We start from the raw sequence: 24,338 nt of genomic DNA, 5'->3' as shown, positions 1-24,338 counted from the left end.
CCGGCAGCACCGGCCCGGGCGGATCAATCCTTGACGATCTGCGGCGAACCCAGGCCCAGACCGGCGATGCGGCCGGCAAGTTCCGCGGCACTGGCATGGTCGGTGGCAGGAACGCGCAGACGGAACAGGGTGCGGCCACCGGCGGCGATGTCGCTGATGGTCGCGCCGACGATGCCGGCAGCGTTGAGCTGGCCCATCGCACGGTTGGCGTTGTCGCGACTGGAGAAGCTGGCGACCTGCACCATCACCGCGCCCACCACCTGCTGCGACAGGCTGGGTGCCGCCGGCGTGGCGGCGACGGTGCGCACGGGTGCCGGCGCGACGGCGCGCGGCGCGGCGCTGGCGACTGCAACCGGCGCCGGTGCGGTGCTGCGCAGCGGTGCACTCGGCGGCAGGCTGCTGACCGCCACCTCCGGCACGGTGCTGGCCACGCCCTGGGTGGTGGCCGGCTGGCCGCGTGCCGGCATGCCATCGGCCGGCAGGCGCTTGACCAGGCGATCGATATCGCTGTCGGCAGTGGCGCGCGCGGTCGCTGCCGGGCGTGCACTGGCCACCGCAGCTGCCGCTTCGGCGGCACGACGCTCGCGGCGGGACGGCTTCTGCGCCAGCAGGTTGCTCTCGCCCGGCTGCAGCGCGCGCACTTCCACGTTGCCGGTACCGCGCTGGGTGATGCCCAGGCGCACGGCGGCGGCATAACTGAGATCGACCACGCGACCATCGTGGAACGGGCCGCGGTCGTTGACGCGCACGATCACCGACTCGCCATTGTCGAGGTTGGTCACGCGGGCGAAGCTGGGCAGCGGCAGCGTCTTGTGCGCGGCGGTGAACTGGTACATGTCGTAGACCTCGCGGTTGGAGGTCAGGCGGCCATGGAACTTGGCGCCGTAGTACGACGCGGTACCGCGCTCGACATAGTCGTGGGTATCGTCGAGCACCTTGTACGACTTCCCCAGCACCACGTACGGCGACTTGTTGCCGATCGCCGAGCGCTCCTCGGCGGTCACTTCCGGCTCGGGAATGCAGGCCACGTTGGGAATGTAATCCGGCGTGCTGTCACGCACGCCCGGCTTGTACAGGCCACCGGCAGTGTAGTTGCCGCGGGTGCTCAGGTCTTCCTTGGCCGCCGCGTACGGTGACCCTTCCGGGCAGTGTGCCGGGCGCGAGCCACGCCCCTGCACCAGCGTGCCGCCGGACTTGCCACCATGGCCGGCCGTGGCCGGCTTCTTCGGCGCGCTGCTGCAGGCAGCCAGCGCGAGGACGATCAAGCCTGGGACCAGCCATCTGATGTTCATGCCGGGGGCAGCTCCTGTCCGGCGATGGCCTGGGACAACTGGAACACGGCCATCGCGTACATCTTCGAGAGGTTGTAGCGGGTGATCGCGTAGTAGTTCTGGAAGCCCAGCCAGTACTGCTTGCCGGTGCTGCCTTCAAGCGTGATCGGCGTGGCGGTGGCGCCCGGCTGCACCGGCGCGCCCGGCTGGTAGCCGCGCTGCGCCAGGTCGGCCATCGTCCAGGTCGGCATCCATTCGGTCGGGTTGAACTCCTCGCGGCCCGGCGCCAGCGTGGCCGGCACGGCCACCTGCCCGCCACGCACCCAGCCGCCCTTCTTCACGAAGTAGTTGGCGATGGACGAGAACACGTCGTCGTAGCTGGTGAACAGGTCGCGGCGGCCATCACCGTTTCCGTCCACGGCGTAGTCGAGATAGCTGGACGGCATGAACTGGCCCATGCCCATCGCACCGGCATAACTGCCCTTGAGCGTGGTGATATCCAGTTTCTCTTCGTGGCCCAACTCGAACAGCTTGGCCAGCTCATCGCGGAAGAACAGCTCGCGGCGCACTTCGCGTTCCAGCTTGGCCGGGTCGCCGCTGCGCGGGTAATAGAACGCCAGCGTGTACAGCGCATCGAGCACGCGATGGCTGCCAGCATTCCTGCCGTAGCTGGTTTCCACACCGATGATCGCGACGATCACTTCGGCCGGCACGCCGGTGCGCTGCTGCACGCGATCCAGTTCGGCGCGGTGTTCGGCCAGGAACGCGCGGCCGCCCTCGATGCGCGCCTTGCTGATGAACATCGGCCGGTACTCATTCCACGGCTTGACCCGTTCGGCCGGGCGCGACATCGCGGCGATGATCGGCTGGCGCACCTGCGCCTGGTCGAGCACGCTGCTGATCTGCTCCGGCTTCAGGCCATAGCGCTTGGCGGTATCGGCAATGAAGCGGGCCCGTGCGACCTCGAACGGCACCGGGGTGAGATCGACCGGCGCCGCGGTGGCGGCGGTGGCTTCAGGCGCGGCCTCGGCCGGGCCATGGGCTTTGGCGGCGGGCTGGCGCGGCGTACTGCTGGCCTGGGGCGAAGACGGTGGGGACTTCGGCTGGGTCGCGCAGGCGACCAGGCCGAGGGTGAGCATGCAGGCCAGAGTGCGTCGAATCATCGTCGCAGGTTAGCAGGTCATGGATGAATTAAAACCCCTAACACCATGAATCACAACGATTTGCCTGCGACCAGCGGGAAATGTGAAGGCATCGTGATCGCCCTTCCCCATTCAGATAGAGGTTGCCGGTTGCGTCCCCATCCCCGCAGACGCAACCGGCGACCGGATCCGGTCGGTACCTGCGCGGCTGCCGCTCCCCAGTGGCAGTACCCCGCGCTCCCTGTACCCGTTGGATCAGTACTGCTTCCCGCCCGACGCCCCCTCGCGCTGCAACGATTGACGGCGCGCCGTGCCGAACGGGCCGCCATTGTGCAGGCCGATTACGACAAGTCCATTGATCAAGATCAACGCGGTGTAAAAGTGTGAACCAGCTAACGTTTTTTGCGGACTTTCGTCAGCGGGCGTGCTGTCGTGCATCGGTGTGAGAACGCTTACACAACGGGCGTTGCGCAGTCAGGAAGTTTCCAGCCAACGGCGCAGCCCCTCGTGGGTGGCCGCGAAAAGCAGTTCATGGGTGGGGCCGGGTAGACGGGCTGCGCAGGGGCCGCTGCAAGTACGTCCATGTAAGCTTGGTCGCCGCATCCATGCGGCTCACGCCCCTGCGCAGCCCCTCTACCCGGCCACGGACAGGTTCCGTGCGCGTCTACCCACGGCGAAGTAAAGAGAAGATCAAAAGCAAAGGCGGCCTGGCGGGTCGCTTCATTGCCGTGTGTAGAGCCGAGCCATGCTCGGCTCACGAGCAAGCGCAGCGTCGCGATCCGCTTTTGATCTTCTTTTTCTTCTCCGTGGGTGGCAGACCTCCGAAATCTGTCAGAAGCCGGTCGGGTTGGGTACGCGGGGGTGTCAGCCGCATGGGCCCGAGGCATGCCTCGGGCGGGTTGGGCAGGACGCCCAACCCGGGTCTTGCCGTGTGCGCAGGACAGCGCACACGAGCAAGCGGCTGCCAAGCCTCCAGGGACGGATTCACGGCGTCCCCCGCGTACCCAACCCGACCGGCCCACCCGCGGCTTCTGCTTTCCGCAGCCACCCAGACACCACCCACGAGGGGCTGCGCCGTTGGCCGGAAACCCTATCCCCCGTGCACGGGCCGGTGCCCGCGTACCGCCATCACCAACCCGATGCCGGCCAACAGCGAAACCGCCGATGTCCCGCCGTAGCTGATCAGCGGCATCGGAATGCCCACCACCGGCAGCAGGCCGGAAATCATTCCGCCGTTCACCAGCACGTAGACGAAGAACGCCAGCCCCAGGCTGCCGGCCAGCAACCGTGCATGCGTGTCGCGCGCGTGCACGGCAATCCACAGGCAACGCCCGACCACGAACAGGTACAGCGCGAACAGCGTCGCCACGCCGATCCAGCCGAACTCTTCGGCCAGCACCGAAAACGCGAAGTCGGTGGTGTATTCGGGGAGGAAATCCAGCGTGGCCTGGGTGCCCTGCCCCCAGCCGCGTCCCTGCCATCCCCCGGAGCCGATCGCGATGCGTGACTGCAGGATGTTCCAGCCGGTGCCCAGGGGGTCGGCCGCCGGGTCGAGGAAGGTCAACACACGATCCTTCTGGTACTGACGCAGCAGACCGAACCACGCCAGCGGCGCGGCCACTGCCAGCCCCGCCGCGCCGGTCGCCACCCAGCCCCAGTGCAGGCCCGCCAGCAACAACGCGAACACGCCGCTGGCGGTGACCAGCGTGGCGGTGCCGAGGTTGGGCTGCATCAGGATCAACACCGCCGGCGCGCCGATCAGCACCGCGGCGGTCAGTACCGTGCGCGGCGACGGCGGCAGCGGTTGCCGGTGCAGGTACCAGGCCATCATCAACGGCAGGCTGAGCTTGAGCAGCTCCGACGGTTGCAGGTAGAACACGCCGAGGTTGAGCCAGCGCTGCCCATATTTGCCGGTGCCGATCACATACACCGCCATCAGCGGCAGCATCGACAGCGCGTACAACGCTGGTGTCCACGCGCGCAGGCGCAGCAGCGAAACACGTGACAGCAGCCACATCGCCAGCAGTCCACCCGCAAAGCGCGCCGCCTGCCCGGCCACCGGCCCGGACACACTGTGCAGCACCGCCAGGCCCGCGCCCATCAGGATCAGCAATGCGACCAGCAACGGCAGATCGATCGTGCGCACTGCCTCACGGCAGCCGCCAAACAGTCGTTTCCATTCCACGCGCAGCACGCTAGCAACGGGCGCTTGCGTGAAGCTGTCAGGGTGCTTCTGATCTCCGTAGCCGGGCTGTGGGGTCAGATCCCTTTTCCCTGTGGAAAAAGGGATCTGACCCCGACGCCGTACTCAGCCGTAGCCGCCGTGCACCGGGTTGTGACTGCGCACCGCCATCACCAATCCGAAGCCGGCCAGCAGTGACACCGCCGAGGTACCGCCGTAGCTGATCAGCGGCATCGGCACGCCCACCACCGGCAGCAGGCCGGAAATCATCCCGCCGTTCACCAGCACATAGACGAAGAACGCCAGGCCGGTGGCGCCGGCCAGCAGGCGCGAATACGAATCGCGCGACTGGCTGGCGATCCACAGGCAGCGCCCGATCACCACCAGGTACAGCGCCAGCACGGTGGCCACGCCGATCCAGCCGAACTCCTCGCTCAGCACCGAGAACGCGAAGTCGGTGGTCTGTTCGGGAATGAAGTTCAGGTGCGACTGCGAGCCCTCGCCCCAGCCCTTGCCATCGAAGCCGCCGGAACCGATCGCGATCTTCGACTGGATGATGTTCCACCCGGCCCCCAGCGCATCCATCTCCGGGTCCAGGAACATCATGATGCGGTCCTTCTGGTACGGCCGCAGCAACCAGAACCAGGCCACCGGCGCGACCGCGGCCACGCCACCCACGCCCAGGCCGACCCACCACCACGGCAGGCCGGCCAACAACAGCACGAACACGCCACTGGCAGCGATCAGCACACCAGTACCGAAGTCCGGCTGCAGCATCACCAGGCCGGTGGGCACGCCGATGATGACCAGGGCCACGAGCACGGTGTTGAAGCGCGGCGGCAGCGGCATCTTGTGCAGGTACCAGGCCACCATCATCGGCAGGCTGACCTTCAGCAGCTCGGCCGGCTGCAGGTAGAAGAACTTCAGGTCCAGCCACTGCCGGCCGTACTTGCCGGTGCCCAGCACGAACACCGCCAGCAACGGGATCATCGAGATCGCGTAGATCATCGGCGTAGCCGAGCGGATGCGCAGGATCGGCACCCGCGAGATGCCCCACAGCGCGGCCATGCCCACGGCGAAGCGCGCGCCCTGGGCCATCACCAGGCTGTCGCCACCGGCGCTCTTCAGGGTGGCCAGGCCGATCACCATCAGCGTCCCCAGGGCCAGGCACAGCACCCAGTCCAGCGTGCTGAAGAAGCGGCGCAGCATGTCGCCGGCCCAGCGCAGGAACACTCTCATCGTACGGGCTCCGCGACGGTCGGGCGTGGCGTGGCGGGCAACACGGCGGCGGCCGGCGTCGCCGGCTGCGGTGCGGGTACAGGTTCCGGCGCCGGCACGCCGACCAGCACCGGATGTTCACCCAGCTGCGCCGCGGCGAGGTCGCCAGCCTGGCGCGCGCCGGCATCTTCGTTGTCGAACGCGGTGGCGCCGATGGCGGTGGTGCCGCGCTCGCTGTCCAGTGGCTGCATGCCTTCGGGCATCTTGCCCAGCAGGTAGGCGTCGAACACCTTGCGTGCGATCGGCGCGGCCGCCGAACCACCATAGCCGCCGCCTTCCACGGCCACCGCGATCGCGATCACCGGGTTTTCCACCGGTGCGAAGCCGACGAACAGCGCGCGGTGGCGCAGGTGCATCGGCAGGCTCTTCGGATTCACCGCCGCCGTGCCCTTTCGGCTGATGACCTGCGCGGTACCGGTCTTGCCGGCCATCACGTACGGCGCACCCACCGCCACGCGCCAGCCGCTGCCGCCGGGCCGCATGGTCGCCATCATGCCCTCGCGCACGGCCTGCACGTTGGCGGGGTTGGGGCTGACCGGCTTGCTCTCGCCAGCCGGCATCGCCGACCAGTCGCTGTCGAAACCCTCGCGCTGCTGGATCACCAGGTGCGGGGTGCGCAGCTGGCCGTCGGCCAGACCGCTGACGCCGCGCGCCAGCTGCAGCGGGGTGACCTTCCAGTCACCCTGGCCGATGCTGATGTTGACCGTATCACCGGGGTACCAGGCTTCCTTGCGGCTCTTCCGCTTGTAGGCCGGCGACGGCAGGATGCCGCCGATCTCGCCGGTGAGGTCGATGCCGGTCGGCTGGCCGAAGCCGTAGTACTCCATGTAATGGTCGAAGCGCTCGATGCCCAGGTCCAGCGCCAGCTTGTAGTAGTAGGTGTTGACCGATTCGGCGATGGACTTGCGCAGGTCGGTCCAGCCATGGCCGCCACGGTGGGCGTCACCCCAGCCGCGGGAAGTGCCCGGCAGATAGAACATGCCGGTGGACAGCACCTTGTCTTCCGGGCGTCGAACGCCCGAATCCAGGCCGGCCAGGCCGATCAGCGGCTTCAGCGTGGAACCGGGGGCGACGCCACCGAGCACCAGGCGGTTGAACTGCGGCCGCGACGGGTTTTCGTTCAGCGCCTTGAAGTCGGCATGCGAGATGCCGTTGACGAACAGGTTGGGGTCGTAGGACGGCAGGCTGACCATCGCCAGCACTTCGCCGGTGCGCGGGTCCATCGCCACCGCCGAGCCTTCCTGGTCGCCGAAGGCGGCCACCATGGCGCGCTGCAGGTCGGCGTCGATCGACAGCCGCAGGTCGGCGCCGGATTGCGCGGCGACGCGGCCGATGGTGCGGATCGCGCGCCCCTGCACGTTGGTCTCGACCTGCTCGTAGCCGACCTTGCCGCGCAGCTGCTGCTCGTAGTAACGCTCCAGGCCGGACTTGCCGATGTGGGTCAGCGCGGCATTGCCTTCGCCGAGGATCTCCAGATCCTTGTCATCAACGCGGCCAACGTAGCCGATGATGTGCGCGAACAGATCGCCGTAGGGGTAGCGGCGGGTCAGGTAGGGCTCCAGCTCGACGCCGGGGAAGCGCCAGCGGTCGACCGCGAAGCGCGCCATCTCCTCGTCGCTCATGCGCAGCTTCAGCGTGACCGGCAGGAACTTGCGGCGCGCCTTGCGCGACTTGTTGAACGCTTCCAGCTCTTCCGGGCTGATGTTGATGATCTTCGCCAGCCCTTCCAGGGTGGCGTCCATGTCCTTGACCTTGTCCGGGGTCACGTCCAGGCGGAAGGCCGGCACGTTCTCGGCCAGCAGGCGGCCATTGCGGTCGTAGATCATGCCGCGCCCGGGCACCACCGGCCGCGGCTTGATGCGGTTGGCTTCCGAGCGCGTGGCATAGACGTCGTGGTCCAGCACCTGCAGCTTGAAGTACCAGCTGCCCAGGCCCAGCAGGCAGACCAGCACGCCCAGGAAGCCCAGCGCCGCGCGGCGGCGGAACTGTTCGGCTTCGGCGTGCGGGTTCTTGACCTGGCGGCGCGGGATCATGGCTCAGCGCCCGCGCTTGCCGAAGCGCACCGCGTCCAGCAGCACGAACACCAGCGGCCACAGGCCCATGCCCAGCAGCGGTGCCCACCAGTACGACCACGGCAGGGTCGGCTCATCCACCACGATGTGGACCAGCGCGCTGACGATGCGGTCGTTGAACAGCAGGCCGCCGATGGCCAGCATCTGCTGGGACATCGGGAAGAAGCGGATGCGGGCGCGGAAGCGCTGCAGGATGAAGGCCAGAATCACCAGCCGCAGCGCCTGTTCGCCCAGCACGCCGCCGTACAGCAGGTCGGCAACCACGCCGCTGGCGAAGGCGATGCCCAGGCCGACGCGTTCGGGAGCTTCGATGACCCAGTACGCCAGCACCAGCGCCAGCCAGTACGGGCGCAGCGGCTGCAGCAGCGCCGGCAACGGCAGCAGGCCCAGCAGCAGCGCCACCACCAGGCTGGCCGGCAGCACCCACGGGTTGTCGCGCAGGCGGCTCATCGCTGGGCCTCCGGCGTGGTCGGTTGCCGGCCAGCGGCCGGCACTACCGTGGACCCGGCTGGGGTGGAGCCCCCCTCTTGTTGAGGGGGGCGCGCCGAAGGCGCGGGGGTAAGGGAGGATGCGGGGGCAACAGTCCTCGTTTGCGACGAGGGCTGTTGCCGGCCAGCGGCCGGCACTACCGGGGAGCTGGCCGGAGCCGGCATCGTTGCCGCTGGCGCGGCTCCCGCGGGCACGCTGGCGCCGGTGGCCGGCCCCCCCGGGGCGGGTTCTTCCAGCTGCAGGCGCAGTTCCGGCGGAATGCGGATCGCCGCGCCCGGGCGCAGCAGCAGCACGTCGCGGCCGCGGTCGAGCTGGGCCGCCGGCTTCAGTTCGCCGACCAGGAAGGCGTGGGTGTCGTCCGGGCGCAGGCCGGTGATGGTGCCGACCGGGAAGCCGGCCGGGAAACGCCCGCCGAGGCCGGAGGTAACGATCTCATCGCCCACTTCCACGCCGGCGCTGAGCGGAATGTCGCGCAGCTCCAGCGTATCGCCGCGGCCGTAGACGATCAGGCGCACGCCGTTGCGGGCCACGGTAACGGGCACCGCGTGGTCGGGGTCGGTCAGCAGCAGCACGGTGGAAGTGCCGCCGGTGACACTGATCACCTGCCCCATCAAGCCGCCGGCATCGATCACCGCCTGGCCGACGTGCACGCCTTCGCGGGTGCCGGCGTCGAGCACCAGGCGCTGCTTCACCGGGTCCAGGTCGATGTCCAGGATCGGCGCCAGCTGCACGTCCAGGCCGCTGCGCTCGGCCACGTTCAGCAGTTCGCGCAGCTGGGCATTGTCCAGCGCGGCGGTCTGCAGGCGGGTCAGGCGCGCGTTGGCCAGCAGCAGCTGGTTGCGCAGTTCGCGATTCTCGGTCACCAGCTGGGTATGGCTGGCGGCGGAATCCTTGACCTGGTTGCCGAGCTTGCCGGGCAGGCCGGCCAGCGCCCACACCGGCTGCACCAGGCTGTTGGCCTGCTCGCGCAGGCGCGCCAGCCAGCCGGCCTGGTCATCGAGCACGATCAGGGTGATGGCCAACGCGAGATAGGCCAGCAACCGCAGGGGGCTGGCGGCATCACCGGATCGGGAGGCAACGGGAGGACCGGCGTAGGGCGGCACGGCAACGATTCAACTGGCAGAAGGCGAAAGGGAAACACGCGGGCGCCCCGCCGGTGCCGGCCCGCCATCACGGCGGGCCGCACCCCGGAAGGGCGCGGCAGGCAGGAACGGCCGGGACGGCTTATTCCGGCGCAAAGAACTCGTTGCCGTGCATGTCAACCAGCTCCAGCGCACGGCCGCCACCGCGGGCCACGCAGGTCAGCGGATCGTCGGCCACCTGCACGTGCAGGCCGGTTTCCTCGGAGATCAGGCGGTCCAGGTCGCGCAGCAGGGCGCCACCACCGGTCAGCACGATGCCGCGCTCGGCGACGTCGGCGCACAGTTCCGGCGGGGTCTGCTCCAGCGCCAGCTTGACCGCGCTGACGATGCCCGACAGCGGTTCGTGCAGGGCCTCGAGCACCTCGTTGGAGCTGATCTTGATCATCTTCGGCACGCCCTCGGCGAGGTTGCGGCCGGAGATTTCCATCTCGATCACTTCCGCCTGCGGGTAGGCGCAGCCCAGCTCGACCTTGATGCGCTCGGCGGTGGCTTCACCGATCAGCATGCCGTGGTTGCGGCGCACGTAGTTGGTGATCGACTCGTCGAAGCGGTCGCCGCCGATGCGGACCGAGGCCGAATAGACGATGCCGTTGAGCGAGATCACCGCCACTTCGGTGGTGCCGCCGCCGATGTCGATGACCATCGAGCCACGGGCCTCGGTGACCGGCATGCCGGCGCCGATCGCGGCCGCCATCGGTTCTTCGATCAGGAACACGTCACGGGCACCGGCTTCCTCGGCCGATTCCTTGATCGCGCGGCGCTCGACCTGGGTCGAGCCGGCCGGCACGCAGACCAGCACGCGCGGGCTCGGGCGCAGCACGCGCGATTTGTGCACCTTCTTGATGAAGTGCTTGAGCATCGCCTCGGTGTAGGTGAAGTCGGCGATGACGCCGTCCTTCATCGGGCGGATGGTGGTGATGTGACCCGGGGTACGGCCCAGCATCTGCTTGGCTTCGGCGCCCACGGCTGCCACCGAGCGGGTGCCACCGATGGCACGGTCCTGGCGCACGGCCACGACCGACGGCTCGTTCAGCACGATCCCCTGCCCGCGCACGTAGATGAGGGTGTTGGCCGTGCCCAGGTCGATGGACAGGTCGTTGGAGAACATGCCACGGAGTTTCTTGAACATCTGAGGAAGGAGTCCTGAGGGGTGTCGTGCCCGCCGCGGGATGGCGAAAAAATGGGCAGAAATCGAGGCCGACAAGCCTAGCAACCCGCCTGCCGCCGAGCAAGGAAAAAACTAGCTGAACCCGCGTCTTCACAGGCTTTCGGCCTGATCGGGCATCACCCGGTTCTGGCCCTGAGCGGCACCAGCGGGTAACCTTTGCGCCGTCGGGCGCCCAAGGGCGCCGTTTGCTTGCCCGCTGAACCGGGCTGGCCCACCCCAAAATTCACCGCATAGGCTTACATCGATGTCCGCTCTGATCTGTGGTTCTCTTGCCTTCGACACCATCATGGTGTTTCCGGACCAGTTCAAGAATCACATCCTGCCGGACAAGGTGCACATCCTGAACGTGTCCTTCCTGGTGCCGCGCATGCGCCGCGAGTTCGGCGGCTGCGCCGGCAACATCGCCTACAACCTGCACCTGCTGGGCGGCCAGCCGATCCCGATGGGCACCGTGGGTTCGGACTTCGGCCCGTACCGCGAGTATTTCGAAGGCCTGGGCATCGACCTGTCGCGCGTGCGCGTGATCGATGAGCTGTTCACCCCGCAGGCGTTCATCACCACCGACCACGACAACAACCAGATCACCGCCTTCCACCCGGGCGCGATGATGCGTTCCTACGAGAACCATGTGCGCGGCGTGCCGGGCGTGACCCTGGGCCTGGTCGGCCCGGATGGCCGCGAAGGCATGATCCAGAACGCGCAGGAATTCCACGAGGACGGCATCCCGTTCATCTTCGACCCGGGCCAGGCCATGCCGCTGTTCAACGGCCCCGAGCTGCGCGCCTTCATCGACCAGGCCGACTACGTGGTGGTCAACGACTACGAGTCGAACCTGCTGCAGGAACGCACCGGCTGGGACGAAAAGGAGATCGTCAGCCGGGTCAAGGCCTACATCACCACCCGCGGCCCGAAGGGCGCGGTCATCCACACCCCGGAAAAGAGCTACGACATCCCGCCGGCGCACGAGCGCCGCGTGGTCGACCCGACCGGCTGTGGCGACGCCTTCCGCGCCGGCCTGATCTACGGCATCCAGAAGGGCTACGACTGGCTGACCATCGGCCGCATGGGCAACCTGATGGGCGCACTGAAGGTCGAGCACCCGGGCACGCAGAACCAGCGCTTCACCTTCGATGAGTTCAACGAGCAGTTCAAGCAGCAGTTCGGTTACGCGCTGGGCGCGTAAGCCGCACTGCCCGCGCATCGCTCGGTGGGTGTCGACCTGGGTCGACACTGCCGGCCGACGGCCGGCACTACCGGAACTTCCGACCGACACGTTGCCTGCTCTCTGTAGAGCCGAGCCCATGCTCGGCTTGCGCGCGCCTGCGCGATCTGACCGCAGAGCAGCCGAGCGTGGGCTCGGCTCTACACGGTCATGCGGCCTGCCAGGCCGCCAACAGCGCGCGGCAATCGGCGAAATGCCAGTCGGCACGGCCGGGCCACGGGTTTTCCGGCAGGTTGACCAGTACGGTATGGGCGCCCGCGGCGCGGCCGCACTCCAGGTCGTAGGCGTGGTCGCCGACCATCACCGCCTCCCTCGCTGCAATGCCCCAGCGCCGCAGGTGCTGCTGCAGGCCATCCGGCGAGGGCTTGGGCACCGCTTCATCACGGCCGACGATGTCGGCATCATCGAACAGTTCCCCGACCCCGATCGCGTCCAGCGTCAGCTTCGCCAGCGCATGATCGTTGCGGGTCAGGATGCCCAGCCGGCAACCGTCGGCTGCCAGCGCACGCAGCAGCGTCACCGCACCCGGCGCCGGCAGCGCCTCCTCGGCCAGCACACGTTCGTGATCCAGCAGCCACTCACGCTTGGCCTGCGCCGGCGCATCCGGCAACGCTGCGATATGGTCCAGGATGTCCTCCTCGGCCGCGATCTGCAGCGCACGGCGGATCGCGGCGAAATCATGCACGGCGACGGTCAGCGTGCCATCCATGTCGAAGACCCAGTGCCGGATCGCGGACAACGCGTGCACTGCGCTGCCCGTCGCGGTCATCACTGCCACCACTGCGGCATGCGACTGGCGTCGACACCGCCGGTCTCGAACACGGCCGTACGCGTGCCGCCAGCCTTGACCGGGAACTCGATGCTGATCGACTTGCCCTTGCGCGCCAGCTTCCACAACGCCTTCTGGTCGGTGATGAACAGGGCGATGGCTTCATCGGTCTTCGGGCGCCAGGCCGCCATCGACACCGGCTTGCCATCGTCCACGGTCACCTTCACCGTGCACTGCGGGCAGCGGAAATCGCCGGCCTGCAGCACCAGGTAAGCGTGCCGCTTCCACTCCGGGTGATCGCGGAACACCAGCTGCACCGGCTTGGCGCCGCTGCCATCCACGTCCACCCGTTCCTTGCTGTAGATCTGCGCCGAAACCTGGTTGCCCTTGTTGCCCACCGGGATCTGGTTGTACTGCCACAGCGCCTGCATGCGGCGCAGGTCGCGCGCGGCATCGCCCTTGGCCTTGACCTCGTCGAAGCCCGCGGCGATGCGCTCGGCGGCGGCGGTGTCCTTGTACTGGTCCAGCAGCGAGGCGCCATGCAGGCGCGCGCGTTCCCAGTCCTGCGCGGCCACGGCCATGTCGTACTGCTTGGCCACGTCCTCGGCCTTGGCTTCCTTCTGCGCCTGCACGGCGGCCGCGGCGGCTTCCTGCGCCTTGCGCTCTTCCTCGGGGTTGCTGCAGGCGGCCAGGGCCAGGGTGCAGGCGGTGAGCAGGATCAGTCGTTTCATGGCGGAGGTCCTATGCGAGTGCATCCCGATTCTATCGGCAGCGAAAAGCGGATACAGCAACGGCGGGTTTCCCCGCCGTAGCTGGTGAAGCAGTGACCGGTTGCCGGCCAGCGGCCGGCACCACCGGTTACTTGGCTTCAGCCTTGGCCAGCATGTCCTGGACCGAGGCCGTGGTGATCGGGTGGTAGCCCGGCTTGGCCTTTTCAAAGGCCTGCTTGGCCAGCTCCAGCCCCTTCGGGGTCTTCACCAGTTCGGCGTAGATCGGCAGGATCAGCTTGCGACGGCCGACGCGCTCGATGAACGCGGCAGCACCTTCATTGGCCTGCTCGTAGCCGCTGCGGATCGCCAGCGGGTACCAGCGCATGGCGATCTCGCCATTCGGGGTGCCGGTGAAGTGGAACGCCTTGTCCAGCGTGGCCAGCTTGTCCAGCGGCTGGGTCGCACCCAGGCCGTCGATGAAGCGCACCCATTCCTGCGTGCTCCAGTCGGCGATGACCTGGCTGCTCGGCACGGTGCCGGCGCTGGCGAAGGCAATGCGCGCGGTATCGACGCTGCTGAAGTTGCGCGACTGCGCCTTGGCCGCGAACGCCGGAATGCCCGGCTCGTCCAGCCACGCCTTCAGTTCGGCCTCGGTCACTGCCGAGGGATTCTTCGGCAGCAGGTTCTTCTTCATGTACGCGACGAACTGGTCGGTGTTCGCGCTCTGGAAGGCATGGTCATCGAACCAGCCGCGCAGGAACGGATCGAAGGTCTCGCGGCCGAAGCGCTGCTCCAGGAATTCCAGGAACCACGAACCCTTGACGTAGGCGACCTGGCTGAGGGCTTCGTCGGGGTCACGCTCGTTCAGCGGCGGCAGCGCCAGCGCCTGGTCGGCCGGGCTCATGTCCTTCACTTCGGCCAGCAGGTCGGTCTGGTCGATCTGCTTCTCCATCTCGGCCATCTCCTTGCCGTACAGGGCTTCGGTGATGCGGCCCTGGACGTAGGTGGTGAAGCCTTCATTGAGCCAGATGTCCTTCCAGCTGGCGTTGGTCACCAGGTTGCCCGACCAGCTGTGCGCCAGTTCATGGGCGACCAGCGAGACCAGCGACTTGTCACCGACGATCACGGTCGGGGTGGCGAAGGTCAGGCGCGGATTCTCCATGCCGCCGAACGGGAACGACGGCGGCAGCACCAGCATGTCGTAGCGGCCCCAGCGGTATTCGCCGTAGAGCTTCTCGGCGGCACCGATCATCTTCTCGGTGTCTTCGAATTCCTTGGCGGCCTTGTTGACCATGGTCGGCTCGGCCCAGACGCCGGAGCGGCCGGAGATCGGCTCGAACACCAGGTCGCCGGCGGCGATGGCCAGCAGGTAGGACGGAATCGGCTGCGGCATCTTGAAGGTGTAGTCACCGTCACGCGCGGCCTTCGGATCGTTGTCGGCGCTCATCAGCACCATCACGTCCGGGCGCGAGACCACATGCGCGCTGTAGGTGAAACGCACGCTCGGGGTGTCCTGCAGCGGCACCCAGGAGCGGGCGTGGATGGCCTGCGACTGGCTGAACATGAAGGGCAGCTTCTTGCCTTCGGTCATCGACGGCGCCAGCCACTGCAGGCCCGAGGCGGTCGGTGCGGTGTGGTAGGTCACTTCCACCTTGGCCGGCTGTTCCGGGGTCTCGATGGTCAGCTTGCTGCCGAACACCTTGTCGACCGGGGCCAGCGCGAACTGCAGCGGGCTGCGCGCGCCATCGGCACCGACGGCCTCGACCTTGGACACGGTCAGCTCGCGGGTGTCGAGCACCAGCTGCCTGGCGTCCTTCTGCTTCCATTCCAGGGTGTAGGTGGCGGTTCCGCCGATCTGCTTCTGGTCGAAGTCCAGCTTCAGATCCAGCGCGATGTCCTTGATGACGACCTTGTCCGGCTCGGCATACGAGCTTTCGTCGTGGCTGCGGTTCTCGGCGTTCACGGGGGCGGCGGGGGCCTTTGCGGCAGTCGGGGCGGCGGCGGGCGCGGCCGCCTCCTGGGAGCAGCCGGCGGCCAGGGCCACGGCCAGCGGAAGGAGCATCAGCGGATTACGCATGAATCGGGACCGTTACGGGGATCAAACCCCAATGGTACCTCCCTCCGGACGCGCAGGCGTTGCGCGGTGCGGGGTAATGGCGGGCACAGCACCGGTAGTGCCGGCCGCTGGCCGGCAACCCCGTCGCCCAGTGATTGGCCGCGCAGATGCCGGCCAGCGGCCGGCACTACGGAACACCGGGCTTACAGCTTGTAGCCGGAGTGGATCGAGACGATGCCGCCGGTCAGGTTCTTGTAGTGGCAGCGCTCGAAGCCGGCCTGCCCCATCATCGCCTTCAGTTCGTCCTGCGGCGGGTGCTTGCGGATGCTCTCGGCCAGGTACTGGTAGCTGTCTGAATCGTTGGCGAACAGCTTGCCCAGCTTGGGCAGGATCTTGAACGAGTGGAAGTCGTAGATCGGCTTGAACCAGTCCGCGGTGACTTCGGAGAATTCCAGCACGCGGGCCTGGCCGCCCACCTTCAGCACGCGGTACATCTCGCGCAGGCCAGCGTCCTTGTCGGTCACGTTGCGCAGGCCGAAGGCAATGGTGACCAGATCGAAGCTGTTGTCCGGGAACGGCAGGGCTTCGGCGTTGCACTGCACGTAGTCCAGGCCGAGCACGAGGCCGCGGTTGGTCAGGCGGTCACGGCCGACCGACAGCATGCCGGCGTTGATGTCGCCCAGCACCACCGAGCCCTCGGCGCCGACGCGCTCCTTCAGCAGGGCGGCGATGTCGCCGGTGCCGCCGGCCAGGTCGAGCACGCGGTCGCCCGGCTTCACCTGCGCGGTGGCCACGTAGTAGCGCTTCCACGCCCGGTGCACGCCCAGGCTCATCAGGTCGTTCATCAGGTCGTAGTTGCGCGCGACCGAGGTGAACACCTGGCCGACCAGCTTCTGCTTGTCCTTGGCGGCGACGTCGCGGAACCCGAAATGGGTGGTACCGGCTTTGTAGGGGGATTCGCTCATGGCCCCGATTATCGCACCGCCGGGGGCCAGCGGCACCCCCTGCCCGTATGATGGCGGGCCACGACTTACCGGAGCCCCGCATGATCACCACGCCCGACTACCAGGCCCTGCTGCAGACCGCCATCGCCGAAGCCCGCCAGGGCCTGGCCGAGGGCGGCGTGCCGATCGGCGCGGCGCTGTACCACAACGACGGCCGCCTGCTCGGCTGCGGCCACAACCGCCGCGTGCAGGAAGGCGACCCGTCGGTGCATGGGGAAACCGACGCCTTCCGCAAGGCCGGCCGCCAGCGCCGTTACCAGGACACCATCATGGTCACCACCCTGGCCCCGTGCTGGTACTGCTCGGGGCTGGTGCGCCAGTTCAACATCGGCACCGTGGTGGTGGGCGAATCGCGCACCTTCCAGGGCGGCATCGACTGGCTGCGCGAAAACGGCGTCAACGTGATCGACCTGGACAACCAGGAATGCGTGGACCTGCTGGGCGATTTCATCAGCCGTCATCCCGACATCTGGAACGAGGACATCGGCGAATGAGCCACGCGCGCTCGTCTCTGCAACACATTTAATGAACGCTTCAGCGCCGGTGCGCCCTTGTGCCGGCGGCCTTTGCGGGCATCGGCGTGACCGCGCGCACAGTCAGCCAGGTCACGCGCACACATTGCGGTAACACCCCACGCGGCTGACACGCCTACGGTGGGTTCACCGGGGCACCCTTTCCCCGGCGGAGCCAGCCATGTGCGCGCACGCCGTACGCCCTACGACAGACCCGATCCTCGATCCGATCCGCGAACGCTTGCAGCAGCAATATGCGCTGCACCGGCGCGGCGCGCCGTTCTGGACTGCCTATCAGCACATGCAACTGGAGCTGGTCCGCCGCCACCCGCTCGACCACGAACGCCTGTGCAATGCGATGGCCACTCTGGCCGAAGACCTCGGTGCGGTCGAACATGCGCAGTTGATCGGCCATGCCAACGCAGGCTCCACATCCCGCTGACGCGGCATGCACCGCCATATACGCCACACTCGGATGAACCCCCACTCCCTTTCCACTCAACCGAACTGGATTGTCATGCACGCTGAAGTCCCCACCATTCCTCCGGTCATCAACGTTGACGCCGAGCTTGACCACTGGCGCCGCCAACATGCCGAAGGCGCACTGCCGCACAACTCGTTCGGCTCGTACGTGCCGTGGATCAAGTTCGCCTGTGATTCGCTGATCACCCAGCCGCGCGCCAGCGAGGCCGAACGTGACGAGATGTTCCAGACCCAATACGCCCTGCAGATCATGCCGCGGCTGAGCGAAGCCCAGGCCCGTGAGTTCGTCGACCGTTGCTGGCAGCACGTCTACCAGAGCAGCCCGGTGCGCAGCCTGCAGGCGCCACGACTGCAGCGCATGCGCGCCTGACCGCCGCTGCACAACCCCTGCACGGGCCACTGCCGATCATCCTCGTCACCTGAGTGGGACGACGACGATGAAAGCACGCAACCTGTTCAATACGATCGCCAAGAAGGCCGCGGCCGCCACCGGCTCGCCGTGGACCTTCCTGGCTGCAGTAGCGATCGTGGTGATCTGGGGCATCAGTGGCCCGGTGTTCGGTTTCAATGACACCTGGCAGCTGGTGATCAACACCGGCACCACCATCATCACCTTCCTGATGGTGTTCCTGATCCAGCACACGCAGAACGCGGATACTGCCGCGATGCAGATCAAGCTGGACGAGCTGATCCGGGCGACGGCCGAAGCCAACAACGAACTGTTGGATCTGGAAGAACTGGATGAAGCGCGCCTGGAAGAGATCCGCGCCGAGTACGAGCAGATGGCGCGCGAAGCCGGCGATGCGCTGGCGCGCGTTCGCGCCTGCCATGCGGCGCGGCGCGACGATGAAGCGGTATAGCAGGCCTCCGAACGACAATGCCGGCCAACGGCCGGCACTACCCTCGATCTCCAGGTAGGTGCCAACCTTGGTTGGCACAGGGCCAGCCGCCTGCGCTGACGCATCCGTGCCAACCAAGGTTGGCACCTACCAGAAGCACTGCTTACCCGCGCTCGTGCCAGCCGCCGCCCAGCACCTTGTACAGGGTGATGCGGTTGGCCTGCTGCGCCAGCTGCGCCTGCAGCTGGGTCTGCTGCGCGTTGTAGGCGGTACGCCGCGCGTCAAGCAGGGTGACAAAGCTGTCCAGCCCCGCGTCGTAGCGTGCCTGCGACAGGCGATTGGCCTGTTCGGCCGCTTCCACCAGGCGCTGCTGTGAACTCACCTGCTCATCCAGGCTGACATTCAACGCCAGCGCATCGGCCGTTTCGCGGAATCCCACCTGGATCGACTTCTCGTACTGCGCCAGTGCGATATCACGATCCGCGTTGGCGATGGCCAGGTTGGCGCGCAGCTTGCCGCCCTGGAAGATCGGCAGGGTGATCTTCGGCAGGAAGCTCCACACACGGGTGCCGCTGTCGAACAGGTTGGACAGTTCGCTGGAGCCGCTGCCGATGCTGCCGGTCAGCGAGATGCTCGGGAAGAACGCTGCGCGTGCCGCACCGATGTTGGCATTGGCGGCCAGCAGCTGGTGTTCGGCGGCCATGATGTCCGGGCGCTGCAGCAGCACGTCGCTGGGCAGGCCGGCCGGCGGCGGGGCCAGCGCCAGCAGCTGCGGTTCGACGCTGTCCGGCAGCAGTGTCGGATCGAGCTGGCCACCGGCCAGCAGCGCCAGTGCGTTGCGGTCCTGGGCCAGCTGGCCGCGCAGGCGCGCGGCATCGGTGCGTGCGGTCTCGACCAGGGTACGGGTCTGGGTCAGCTCCAGCGCCGAACTGCCGCCGCGTTCGTGGCGGGCCTCGGCCAGGCGCAGCGAATCCTCGTAGGTCTTCAGCGTGGCATCGGCGATCTTCAGCCGCTGCGCATCAGCCCCATAGGTCAGCCACGCGGTGGCGGTCTCGGCCACCAGGCTCAGCTGCGCGTTGCGGCGGTTGGCAGCCACGGCGAAGTACTGCTGCAGCGCCGCCTCGCTGAGGTTGCGCACGCGACCGAACAGGTCCAGCTCGAACTCGGCCACACCCACGCCCGCGCTGAACTGCTCGGTGACACCGGCATCGGTACCACGGCGGTCCATCTGGCCGGTCACGGCCACGCCGGGCACGCGATCGGCGCGCTGCACGCGGTACTGGCCACGCGCGCGCTCGACATTGAGCACGGCCACGCGCAGGTCGCGGTTGTTCTGCAGCGACTGCTCGATCACCTGCTGCAGGCGCGCATCGGTGAAGAAATCGCGCCAGCCGACGGCGGCGACATCGGCCACCTCGCCCTGCGCGGCCTCGGCCGGCCACTGCGCAGGAATCGCCGGAGCGACGGCGGTGTTCTTCGGCGCCAGGGTGGAGCAGCCGGCCAGCGCGAGCGTGGCGGCAATGGAGAGGAACAGGGATGCACTTTTCATGGGGATCACTTCCATCGGTACTGCCGGATGGCAGGAGGCAGTGCCGGCCAGCGGCCGGCACTACCGTTTCGATAACGCCAGCTTGAGGCCGGCATGACCGCTACAGGTCACGTCGTGGATCTGCGCTTGAACACGCGCTGCACCACCACGAAGAACAGCGGCACGAAGAACACGCCGAGCACGGTGCCGACGATCATGCCGCCGAGCACGCCGGTGCCGATCGCCTGCTTGGCGCCGGAGCCGGCACCGGTGGAGATCGCCAGCGGTACCACGCCCATGCCGAAGGCCAGCGAGGTCATCACGATCGGGCGCAGGCGGTCGCGCACGGCGTGCATGATCGACTCGATCAGGCTGGCGCCCTTTTCCAGGTTTTCCTTGGCGAACTCGACGATCAGGATCGCGTTCTTGCTGGTCAGGCCCACCGTGGTCAGCATCGCCACCTGGAAGTAGATGTCGCGCTCCAGGCCCTTGAAGGTGTTGGCCAGCACCGCGCCGAGGATACCCAGCGGGGCCGCCAGCAGCACCGCGGTCGGTACGCTCCAGCTTTCATACATCGCGGCCAGGCACAGGAACACGATCATCAGCGACAGCGTGTACAGCAGCGGCGTCTGCGAGCCGGCCTGGCGTTCCTGGTAGGACATCGCCGTCCATTCGATGCCGAAACCCGCCGGCAGCTGCTTGGCCAGCTGTTCGATCTCGGCCATGGCATCACCGGAGGCGACACCCGGGGCCGGTTCGCCCTGGATTTCCATTGCCGACACACCGTTGTAGCGTTCCAGGCGCGGCGAACCGTAATCCCAGTGCTTGGTAGCGAAGGCGCTGAACGGCACCATCTCACCCTTGTCGTTCTTCACGGACCAGAGATCGAAGTCCTCCGGCACCATGCGGAACGCCTGGTCGGCCTGCACGAACACGCGCTTGACGCGGCCACGATCGACGAAGTCATCGATGTACGAGCTGCCCCACGCCGCGGCCAGCGTGCCGTTGATCTGATCGATCGACAGTCCCAGCGAGGTCGCCTTGGCCGCGTCGATGTCGATGCGGAACTGCGGCGTGTCTTCCTGGCCGTTCGGGCGTACGTTGGCCAGCTTCTTGCTGCCTGCGGCCAGGCCGAGCAGCTGGTTGCGCGCGGCCACCAGTGCCTCGTGGCCCTGGCCGCTGTTGTCCTTTAGGAAGAAGGTGTAGCCCGAGGCGGTCCCCAGCTCCGGAATGGCCGGCGGCGGGAAGGCGAAGATGAAGGCATCTTTGATCTGGCCCAGGGCCGCCATCGCACGGCCGGTGATCGGCATCACGCCATTGTCGGCGTCACGCTCGCTCCAGTCCTTCAGCTTGACGAACGCCATGCCCGCGTTCTGGCCCATGCCGGCGAAGCTGAAGCCCTGCACGGAGAACACCGAGTCCACCGCATCCTTCTCGTTCTGCAGGAAGTGGTTTTCCAGTGCCGCGATCGATTCCAGCGTGCGTTCCTGGGTGGCACCGACCGGCGCCTGCACCAGCGCCATCAGCACGCCCTGGTCTTCATTGGGCAGGAACGAGCTGGGCAGGCGCACGAACAGCACGCCCATCAGCACGAACAGCGCCGCCACGATGCCCATGAAGCGCCACGGACGGTGGATGATGCCGCGCACGCCGCGCTGGTAGCTTTCGCTGGTGCGGTCGAAGCCACGGTTGAAGCCATTGAAGAAGCGACCGGCCAGGCCACGGTGGGCGACGTGGTGCTCACCCTTCTTCAGCGGCTTGAGCATGGTCGCGCACAGTGCCGGGGTCAGCACGATCGCCACCAGCACCGACAACGCCATCGCAGAGACAATCGTGGCCGAGAACTGCCGATAGATCACGCCGGTGGAGCCGCTCATGAAGGCCATCGGCACGAACACCGCCGACAGCACCAGGCCGATACCCACCAGCGCACCGGTGATCTGGCCCATCGACTTGCGGGTCGCTTCGAGCGGCGACAGCCCTTCCTCGGACATGATGCGCTCGACGTTCTCCACCACCACGATGGCATCGTCCACCAGCAGGCCGATCGCCAGCACCATCGCGAACATGGTCAGCATGTTCACCGAGAAGCCCAGCATCGCCAGCACGCCGAAGGTACCCAGCAGCACCACCGGCACGGCGATGGTCGGGATCAGGGTGGCGCGGAAGTTCTGCAGGAACAGGTACATCACCACGAACACCAGCACGATCGCTTCGATCAGGGTCTGCACCACGCCCTTGATCGACACGCGCACGAACGGGGTGGTGTCGTACGGGATCTCGGCCTTCAGGCCGGCCGGGAAGAAGCCCTTCATGTCTTCCAGCGCGGCATCCACACCGGCCGCGGTATCCAGCGCGTTGGCGCCGGTGGCCAGGGTGACCGCCAGGCCACTGGCCGGCTGGCCGTTGTAGCGGGTGACGAAGTCGTAGGACTCGGCACCCAGCTCGACGCGGGCGACATCACCCAGGCGCAGCTCGGCACCGTCCTGCGCACCGCGCACGATGATGTTTCGGAACTGTTCCGGGGTCTGCAGGCGCGACTGCGCGTTGATGGTGGCGTTGAGCTGCTGGCCCTTCACCGACGGCGCACCGCCGAGCTGGCCGATCGCTACCTGGGCGTTCTGCGCCTTGATCGCGGCGGTCACTTCCGGCACCGACAGGCCATAGGTATGCAGCTTGTTCGGGTCCAGCCAGATGCGCATGGCGTACTTGCCACCGAACACCTGGATGTTGCCCACGCCCGGCACGCGGCTCAGGCGGTCGACGACATTGGAACCGACGTAGTCGGCGATGTCGTTGGCGTCCATGCTGCCGTTCTCGGACACGAACGCGATGACGTTCAGGAAGCCCGAGCTGGACTTGGCCACGTTGATGCCCTGCCGCTGCACTTCCTGCGGCAGCAGCGGCATGGCCAGCTGCAGCTTGTTCTGCACCTGCACCTGGGCGATATCCGGGTTGGTGCCGCTCTCGAAGGTCAGGGTGATGGTGGCCTGGCCGTTGGACGAGCTGTTGGAGGAGAAGTAGATCAGGCCATCAAGGCCCTTCATGTTCTGCTCGATGATCTGCGTCACCGAGTCCTCGACCACCTTGGCCGATGCACCCGGATAGGTGGCGCTGATTTCCACCGCCGGCGGTGCGACGTTGGGGTACATCGAGACCGGCAGCTTGAACAGGGCCAGGCCGCCGGCGAGCATGATGATGATGGCGATCACCCACGCAAAGATGGGTCGATCGATGAAAAAGCGTGCCATGGGGTTCTCCGCTTACTTCGCGTCGCCGGCCGGGGCGGCAGGCTGGGCGGCTGCCGCCGGCTTGGCCGGTGCGTCGCCCTTCTCGGTGGCCTTGACCGGCATGCCGGGGCCGATCTTCTGCAGGCCTTCGACGATGACCTTGTCACCGGCCTTCAGGCCGTCCTCGACCAGCCACTTGTCGCCGACCGTGCGGCTGACCTTGACCGGGCGCACTTCGACCTTGTTGTCCTTGCCGACCACCATCGCGGTGGTGTCGCCCTTCGGGTCGCGGGCGATGCCCTGCATCGGCACCAGCACCGCATCGCTGCGCACGCCGCCGCCGATCACCGCACGCACGTACATGCCCGGCATCAGCAGGCCGTCCGGGTTGTCCACCTTCACGCGCAGGCCGAAGCTGCCGGTGGTCGGATCGACGCTGACTTCGGAGAACTCCAGCGTGCCCTTGTGCTCGAAGGTGCTGCCGTCTTCCATCAGGATGCTGACCGGCAGGGTCTGGTTGTCCTGCAGGCGGCCGGCGGCCAGTTCGCGGCGCAGCTGCAGCAGCTCGGCCGAGGACTGGGTCAGGTCGACATAGATCGGGTCCAGCTGCTGCACGGTGGCCAGTGCGTTGGCCTGGCCGGCGCTGACCAGCGCACCCTGGGTGACGCTGGACTTGCCGATGCGGCCGCTGATCGGCGCGGTGATGCGGGCGTAGCCCAGGGTGACGTTGGCCGCATCCAGCGAGGCCTTGGCGGCACCGACGTCGGCCTCGGCCTGCTTCTGCGCGGCGACGGCGTTCTCCAGGTCCTGCTGGCTGACCGCATCGACCTTGGCCAGCTCGGTGATGCGCTTGGCACTCAGGCGCGCGGCATTGGCGGTGGCTTCGGCGCGGGCCAGCTGGGCGCGGGCGTTGTTGGCCTGGGCCCGGTAGCTGGCATCGTCGAGCTGGTACAGCGGCTCGCCGGCCTTGACCATGCCGCCCTCGGTAAACAGGCGCTTGGCCACGATGCCATTGACCTGCGGGCGCACTTCGGCGACCAGGAAGGCATTGGTACGGCCCGGCAGTTCGCGGGTCAGGCCCACGGTCTCGGACTTCAGCGTGACCACGGTGACGTCACCCGGGCCCTGCTCGGGGGCCTGGGGTTGGCCGCCGCAGGCAGCCACGGTCGCGGCGATTGCCAGCGACAGTGCAAAGGGTCGGATTCGGCTCAGCAACATGACGGAAAGGCTCTTGGAGGAAG

At 67.5% G+C, this 24,338-nt stretch carries 21 protein-coding genes; 6 read left to right on the top strand and 15 right to left on the bottom strand.

Annotation, left to right across the window (positions count from 1 at the left end; all coding sequences use genetic code 11):
* Positions 1–23 precede the first annotated feature (23 nt).
* Positions 24–1,292 (bottom strand): septal ring lytic transglycosylase RlpA family protein, encoded by a 1,269-nt coding sequence (locus tag AC5P8R_RS01360; RefSeq protein WP_014648444.1) that lies wholly within the window; start codon positions 1,290–1,292, stop codon positions 24–26.
* Positions 1,289–2,434 carry a lytic murein transglycosylase B gene (gene mltB, locus AC5P8R_RS01355; protein WP_041863835.1) on the bottom strand — a complete coding sequence of 382 codons (1,146 nt, stop codon included), beginning with the start codon at positions 2,432–2,434 and terminating at the stop codon, positions 1,289–1,291. The genes AC5P8R_RS01360 and mltB overlap by 4 nt, the downstream gene beginning before the upstream one ends.
* A gap of 45 nt (positions 2,435–2,479) precedes the next feature.
* Between mltB and AC5P8R_RS01350 the strand changes: the two genes are divergently transcribed.
* On the top strand, positions 2,480–2,800 hold the full coding sequence (locus AC5P8R_RS01350) for a DUF8588 domain-containing protein (protein WP_401730966.1): 321 nt from the start codon (positions 2,480–2,482) through the stop codon (positions 2,798–2,800).
* A gap of 703 nt (positions 2,801–3,503) precedes the next feature.
* Here AC5P8R_RS01350 and rodA (AC5P8R_RS01345) read toward each other — a convergent pair.
* From rodA (AC5P8R_RS01345) to AC5P8R_RS01320, 6 genes are all read right to left on the bottom strand, one after another.
* On the bottom strand, positions 3,504–4,598 hold the full coding sequence (gene rodA / locus AC5P8R_RS01345) for a rod shape-determining protein RodA (protein WP_049406772.1): 1,095 nt from the start codon (positions 4,596–4,598) through the stop codon (positions 3,504–3,506).
* A gap of 123 nt (positions 4,599–4,721) precedes the next feature.
* Positions 4,722–5,834, bottom strand: coding sequence for a rod shape-determining protein RodA (rodA, locus tag AC5P8R_RS01340; RefSeq protein WP_014648447.1), 1,113 nt, complete (start codon positions 5,832–5,834; stop codon positions 4,722–4,724).
* Positions 5,831–7,906 carry a penicillin-binding protein 2 gene (gene mrdA, locus AC5P8R_RS01335; RefSeq protein WP_014648448.1) on the bottom strand — a complete coding sequence of 692 codons (2,076 nt, stop codon included), beginning with the start codon at positions 7,904–7,906 and terminating at the stop codon, positions 5,831–5,833. Before mrdA ends, rodA (AC5P8R_RS01340) begins: the two co-directional genes overlap by 4 nt.
* Positions 7,907–7,909: 3 nt before the next feature.
* The gene (gene mreD, locus AC5P8R_RS01330; RefSeq protein ID WP_014648449.1) at positions 7,910–8,395 is read right to left on the bottom strand and encodes a rod shape-determining protein MreD; all 486 of its coding nucleotides are present in this window, start codon (positions 8,393–8,395) and stop codon (positions 7,910–7,912) included.
* Positions 8,392–9,537 (bottom strand): rod shape-determining protein MreC, encoded by a 1,146-nt coding sequence (gene mreC, locus AC5P8R_RS01325; protein WP_495222929.1) that lies wholly within the window; start codon positions 9,535–9,537, stop codon positions 8,392–8,394. Before mreC ends, mreD begins: the two co-directional genes overlap by 4 nt.
* Before the next feature lie 121 nt (positions 9,538–9,658).
* On the bottom strand, positions 9,659–10,705 hold the full coding sequence (locus AC5P8R_RS01320) for a rod shape-determining protein (RefSeq protein WP_005419402.1): 1,047 nt from the start codon (positions 10,703–10,705) through the stop codon (positions 9,659–9,661).
* A gap of 283 nt (positions 10,706–10,988) precedes the next feature.
* On the opposite strand from AC5P8R_RS01320, the gene AC5P8R_RS01315 reads away from it, so the two are divergent.
* Positions 10,989–11,927 (top strand): carbohydrate kinase family protein, encoded by a 939-nt coding sequence (locus AC5P8R_RS01315; RefSeq protein ID WP_005411078.1) that lies wholly within the window; start codon positions 10,989–10,991, stop codon positions 11,925–11,927.
* A gap of 187 nt (positions 11,928–12,114) precedes the next feature.
* Here AC5P8R_RS01315 and AC5P8R_RS01310 read toward each other — a convergent pair whose 3' ends face one another.
* From AC5P8R_RS01310 to ubiE, 4 genes are all read right to left on the bottom strand, one after another.
* The gene (locus AC5P8R_RS01310) at positions 12,115–12,735 is read right to left on the bottom strand and encodes an HAD family hydrolase (RefSeq protein WP_014648451.1); all 621 of its coding nucleotides are present in this window, start codon (positions 12,733–12,735) and stop codon (positions 12,115–12,117) included.
* Positions 12,735–13,466, bottom strand: coding sequence for a hypothetical protein (locus AC5P8R_RS01305; RefSeq protein ID WP_008265071.1), 732 nt, complete (start codon positions 13,464–13,466; stop codon positions 12,735–12,737). The genes AC5P8R_RS01310 and AC5P8R_RS01305 overlap by 1 nt, the downstream gene beginning before the upstream one ends.
* Positions 13,467–13,593: 127 nt before the next feature.
* A complete protein-coding gene (locus AC5P8R_RS01300) occupies positions 13,594–15,522 on the bottom strand; it encodes a M1 family metallopeptidase (protein WP_041863838.1) in 1,929 nt (642 codons plus the stop codon).
* A 182-nt stretch (positions 15,523–15,704) separates the two neighbouring features.
* Positions 15,705–16,466, bottom strand: coding sequence for a bifunctional demethylmenaquinone methyltransferase/2-methoxy-6-polyprenyl-1,4-benzoquinol methylase UbiE (gene ubiE / locus AC5P8R_RS01295; protein WP_005411082.1), 762 nt, complete (start codon positions 16,464–16,466; stop codon positions 15,705–15,707).
* Positions 16,467–16,546: 80 nt separating this feature from the next.
* On the opposite strand from ubiE, the gene AC5P8R_RS01290 reads away from it, so the two are divergent.
* The 4 genes from AC5P8R_RS01290 (at position 16,547) to AC5P8R_RS01275 (ending at position 18,360) form a co-directional block, all read left to right on the top strand.
* Positions 16,547–16,999, top strand: coding sequence for a nucleoside deaminase (locus AC5P8R_RS01290; protein WP_005419409.1), 453 nt, complete (start codon positions 16,547–16,549; stop codon positions 16,997–16,999).
* 199 nt (positions 17,000–17,198) lie between these two features.
* Positions 17,199–17,459: a hypothetical protein gene (locus AC5P8R_RS01285; protein WP_014648454.1), complete on the top strand. Its 261-nt coding sequence runs from the start codon at positions 17,199–17,201 to the stop codon at positions 17,457–17,459.
* A 75-nt stretch (positions 17,460–17,534) separates the two neighbouring features.
* Positions 17,535–17,870, top strand: coding sequence for a hypothetical protein (locus AC5P8R_RS01280; protein WP_005411085.1), 336 nt, complete (start codon positions 17,535–17,537; stop codon positions 17,868–17,870).
* Positions 17,871–17,937: 67 nt separating this feature from the next.
* The gene (locus AC5P8R_RS01275; RefSeq protein ID WP_032961193.1) at positions 17,938–18,360 is read left to right on the top strand and encodes a low affinity iron permease family protein; all 423 of its coding nucleotides are present in this window, start codon (positions 17,938–17,940) and stop codon (positions 18,358–18,360) included.
* A 142-nt stretch (positions 18,361–18,502) separates the two neighbouring features.
* On the opposite strand, the gene smeF is transcribed toward AC5P8R_RS01275, so the two are convergent.
* The 3 genes from smeF to smeD all read right to left on the bottom strand — a co-directional run bounded on the left by smeF (position 18,503) and on the right by smeD (position 24,315).
* On the bottom strand, positions 18,503–19,903 hold the full coding sequence (gene smeF, locus AC5P8R_RS01270; RefSeq protein ID WP_495222928.1) for a multidrug efflux RND transporter outer membrane subunit SmeF: 1,401 nt from the start codon (positions 19,901–19,903) through the stop codon (positions 18,503–18,505).
* Between the two features lie 92 nt (positions 19,904–19,995).
* Positions 19,996–23,118 carry a multidrug efflux RND transporter permease subunit SmeE gene (gene smeE / locus AC5P8R_RS01265; RefSeq protein ID WP_014648457.1) on the bottom strand — a complete coding sequence of 1,041 codons (3,123 nt, stop codon included), beginning with the start codon at positions 23,116–23,118 and terminating at the stop codon, positions 19,996–19,998.
* A 12-nt stretch (positions 23,119–23,130) separates the two neighbouring features.
* Entirely contained in the window at positions 23,131–24,315 is a 1,185-nt protein-coding gene (smeD, locus tag AC5P8R_RS01260) for a multidrug efflux RND transporter periplasmic adaptor subunit SmeD (protein WP_014648458.1), read from the bottom strand.
* Positions 24,316–24,338: the final 23 nt, after the last annotated feature.

This window comes from Stenotrophomonas sp. YJH_SMC_73 (genome assembly GCF_059370155.1).
Note: the sequence above shows the minus strand (reverse complement) of the source record. Positions and strands in the feature narration are given on the sequence as shown.

Excerpts from the sequence above, each read along its gene's own strand:
- AC5P8R_RS01285 (WP_014648454.1), top strand. The coding sequence starts at position 17,199 with ATGTGCGCGCACGCCGTACGCCCTACGACAGACCCGATCCTCGATCCG.
- AC5P8R_RS01300 (WP_041863838.1), bottom strand. The coding sequence starts at position 15,522 with ATGCGTAATCCGCTGATGCTCCTTCCGCTGGCCGTGGCCCTGGCCGCC.
- AC5P8R_RS01305 (WP_008265071.1), bottom strand. The coding sequence starts at position 13,466 with ATGAAACGACTGATCCTGCTCACCGCCTGCACCCTGGCCCTGGCCGCC.
- AC5P8R_RS01310 (WP_014648451.1), bottom strand. The coding sequence starts at position 12,735 with ATGACCGCGACGGGCAGCGCAGTGCACGCGTTGTCCGCGATCCGGCAC.
- ubiE (WP_005411082.1), bottom strand. The coding sequence starts at position 16,466 with ATGAGCGAATCCCCCTACAAAGCCGGTACCACCCATTTCGGGTTCCGC.
- AC5P8R_RS01280 (WP_005411085.1), top strand. The coding sequence starts at position 17,535 with ATGCACGCTGAAGTCCCCACCATTCCTCCGGTCATCAACGTTGACGCC.
- mltB (WP_041863835.1), bottom strand. The coding sequence starts at position 2,434 with ATGATTCGACGCACTCTGGCCTGCATGCTCACCCTCGGCCTGGTCGCC.
- AC5P8R_RS01320 (WP_005419402.1), bottom strand. The coding sequence starts at position 10,705 with ATGTTCAAGAAACTCCGTGGCATGTTCTCCAACGACCTGTCCATCGAC.
- smeE (WP_014648457.1), bottom strand. The coding sequence starts at position 23,118 with ATGGCACGCTTTTTCATCGATCGACCCATCTTTGCGTGGGTGATCGCC.
- mrdA (WP_014648448.1), bottom strand. The coding sequence starts at position 7,906 with ATGATCCCGCGCCGCCAGGTCAAGAACCCGCACGCCGAAGCCGAACAG.
- smeF (WP_495222928.1), bottom strand. The coding sequence starts at position 19,903 with ATGGAAGTGATCCCCATGAAAAGTGCATCCCTGTTCCTCTCCATTGCC.
- AC5P8R_RS01315 (WP_005411078.1), top strand. The coding sequence starts at position 10,989 with ATGTCCGCTCTGATCTGTGGTTCTCTTGCCTTCGACACCATCATGGTG.
- AC5P8R_RS01360 (WP_014648444.1), bottom strand. The coding sequence starts at position 1,292 with ATGAACATCAGATGGCTGGTCCCAGGCTTGATCGTCCTCGCGCTGGCT.
- AC5P8R_RS01275 (WP_032961193.1), top strand. The coding sequence starts at position 17,938 with ATGAAAGCACGCAACCTGTTCAATACGATCGCCAAGAAGGCCGCGGCC.
- mreD (WP_014648449.1), bottom strand. The coding sequence starts at position 8,395 with ATGAGCCGCCTGCGCGACAACCCGTGGGTGCTGCCGGCCAGCCTGGTG.
- smeD (WP_014648458.1), bottom strand. The coding sequence starts at position 24,315 with ATGTTGCTGAGCCGAATCCGACCCTTTGCACTGTCGCTGGCAATCGCC.
- AC5P8R_RS01290 (WP_005419409.1), top strand. The coding sequence starts at position 16,547 with ATGATCACCACGCCCGACTACCAGGCCCTGCTGCAGACCGCCATCGCC.
- rodA (WP_014648447.1), bottom strand. The coding sequence starts at position 5,834 with ATGAGAGTGTTCCTGCGCTGGGCCGGCGACATGCTGCGCCGCTTCTTC.
- AC5P8R_RS01350 (WP_401730966.1), top strand. The coding sequence starts at position 2,480 with ATGAATCACAACGATTTGCCTGCGACCAGCGGGAAATGTGAAGGCATC.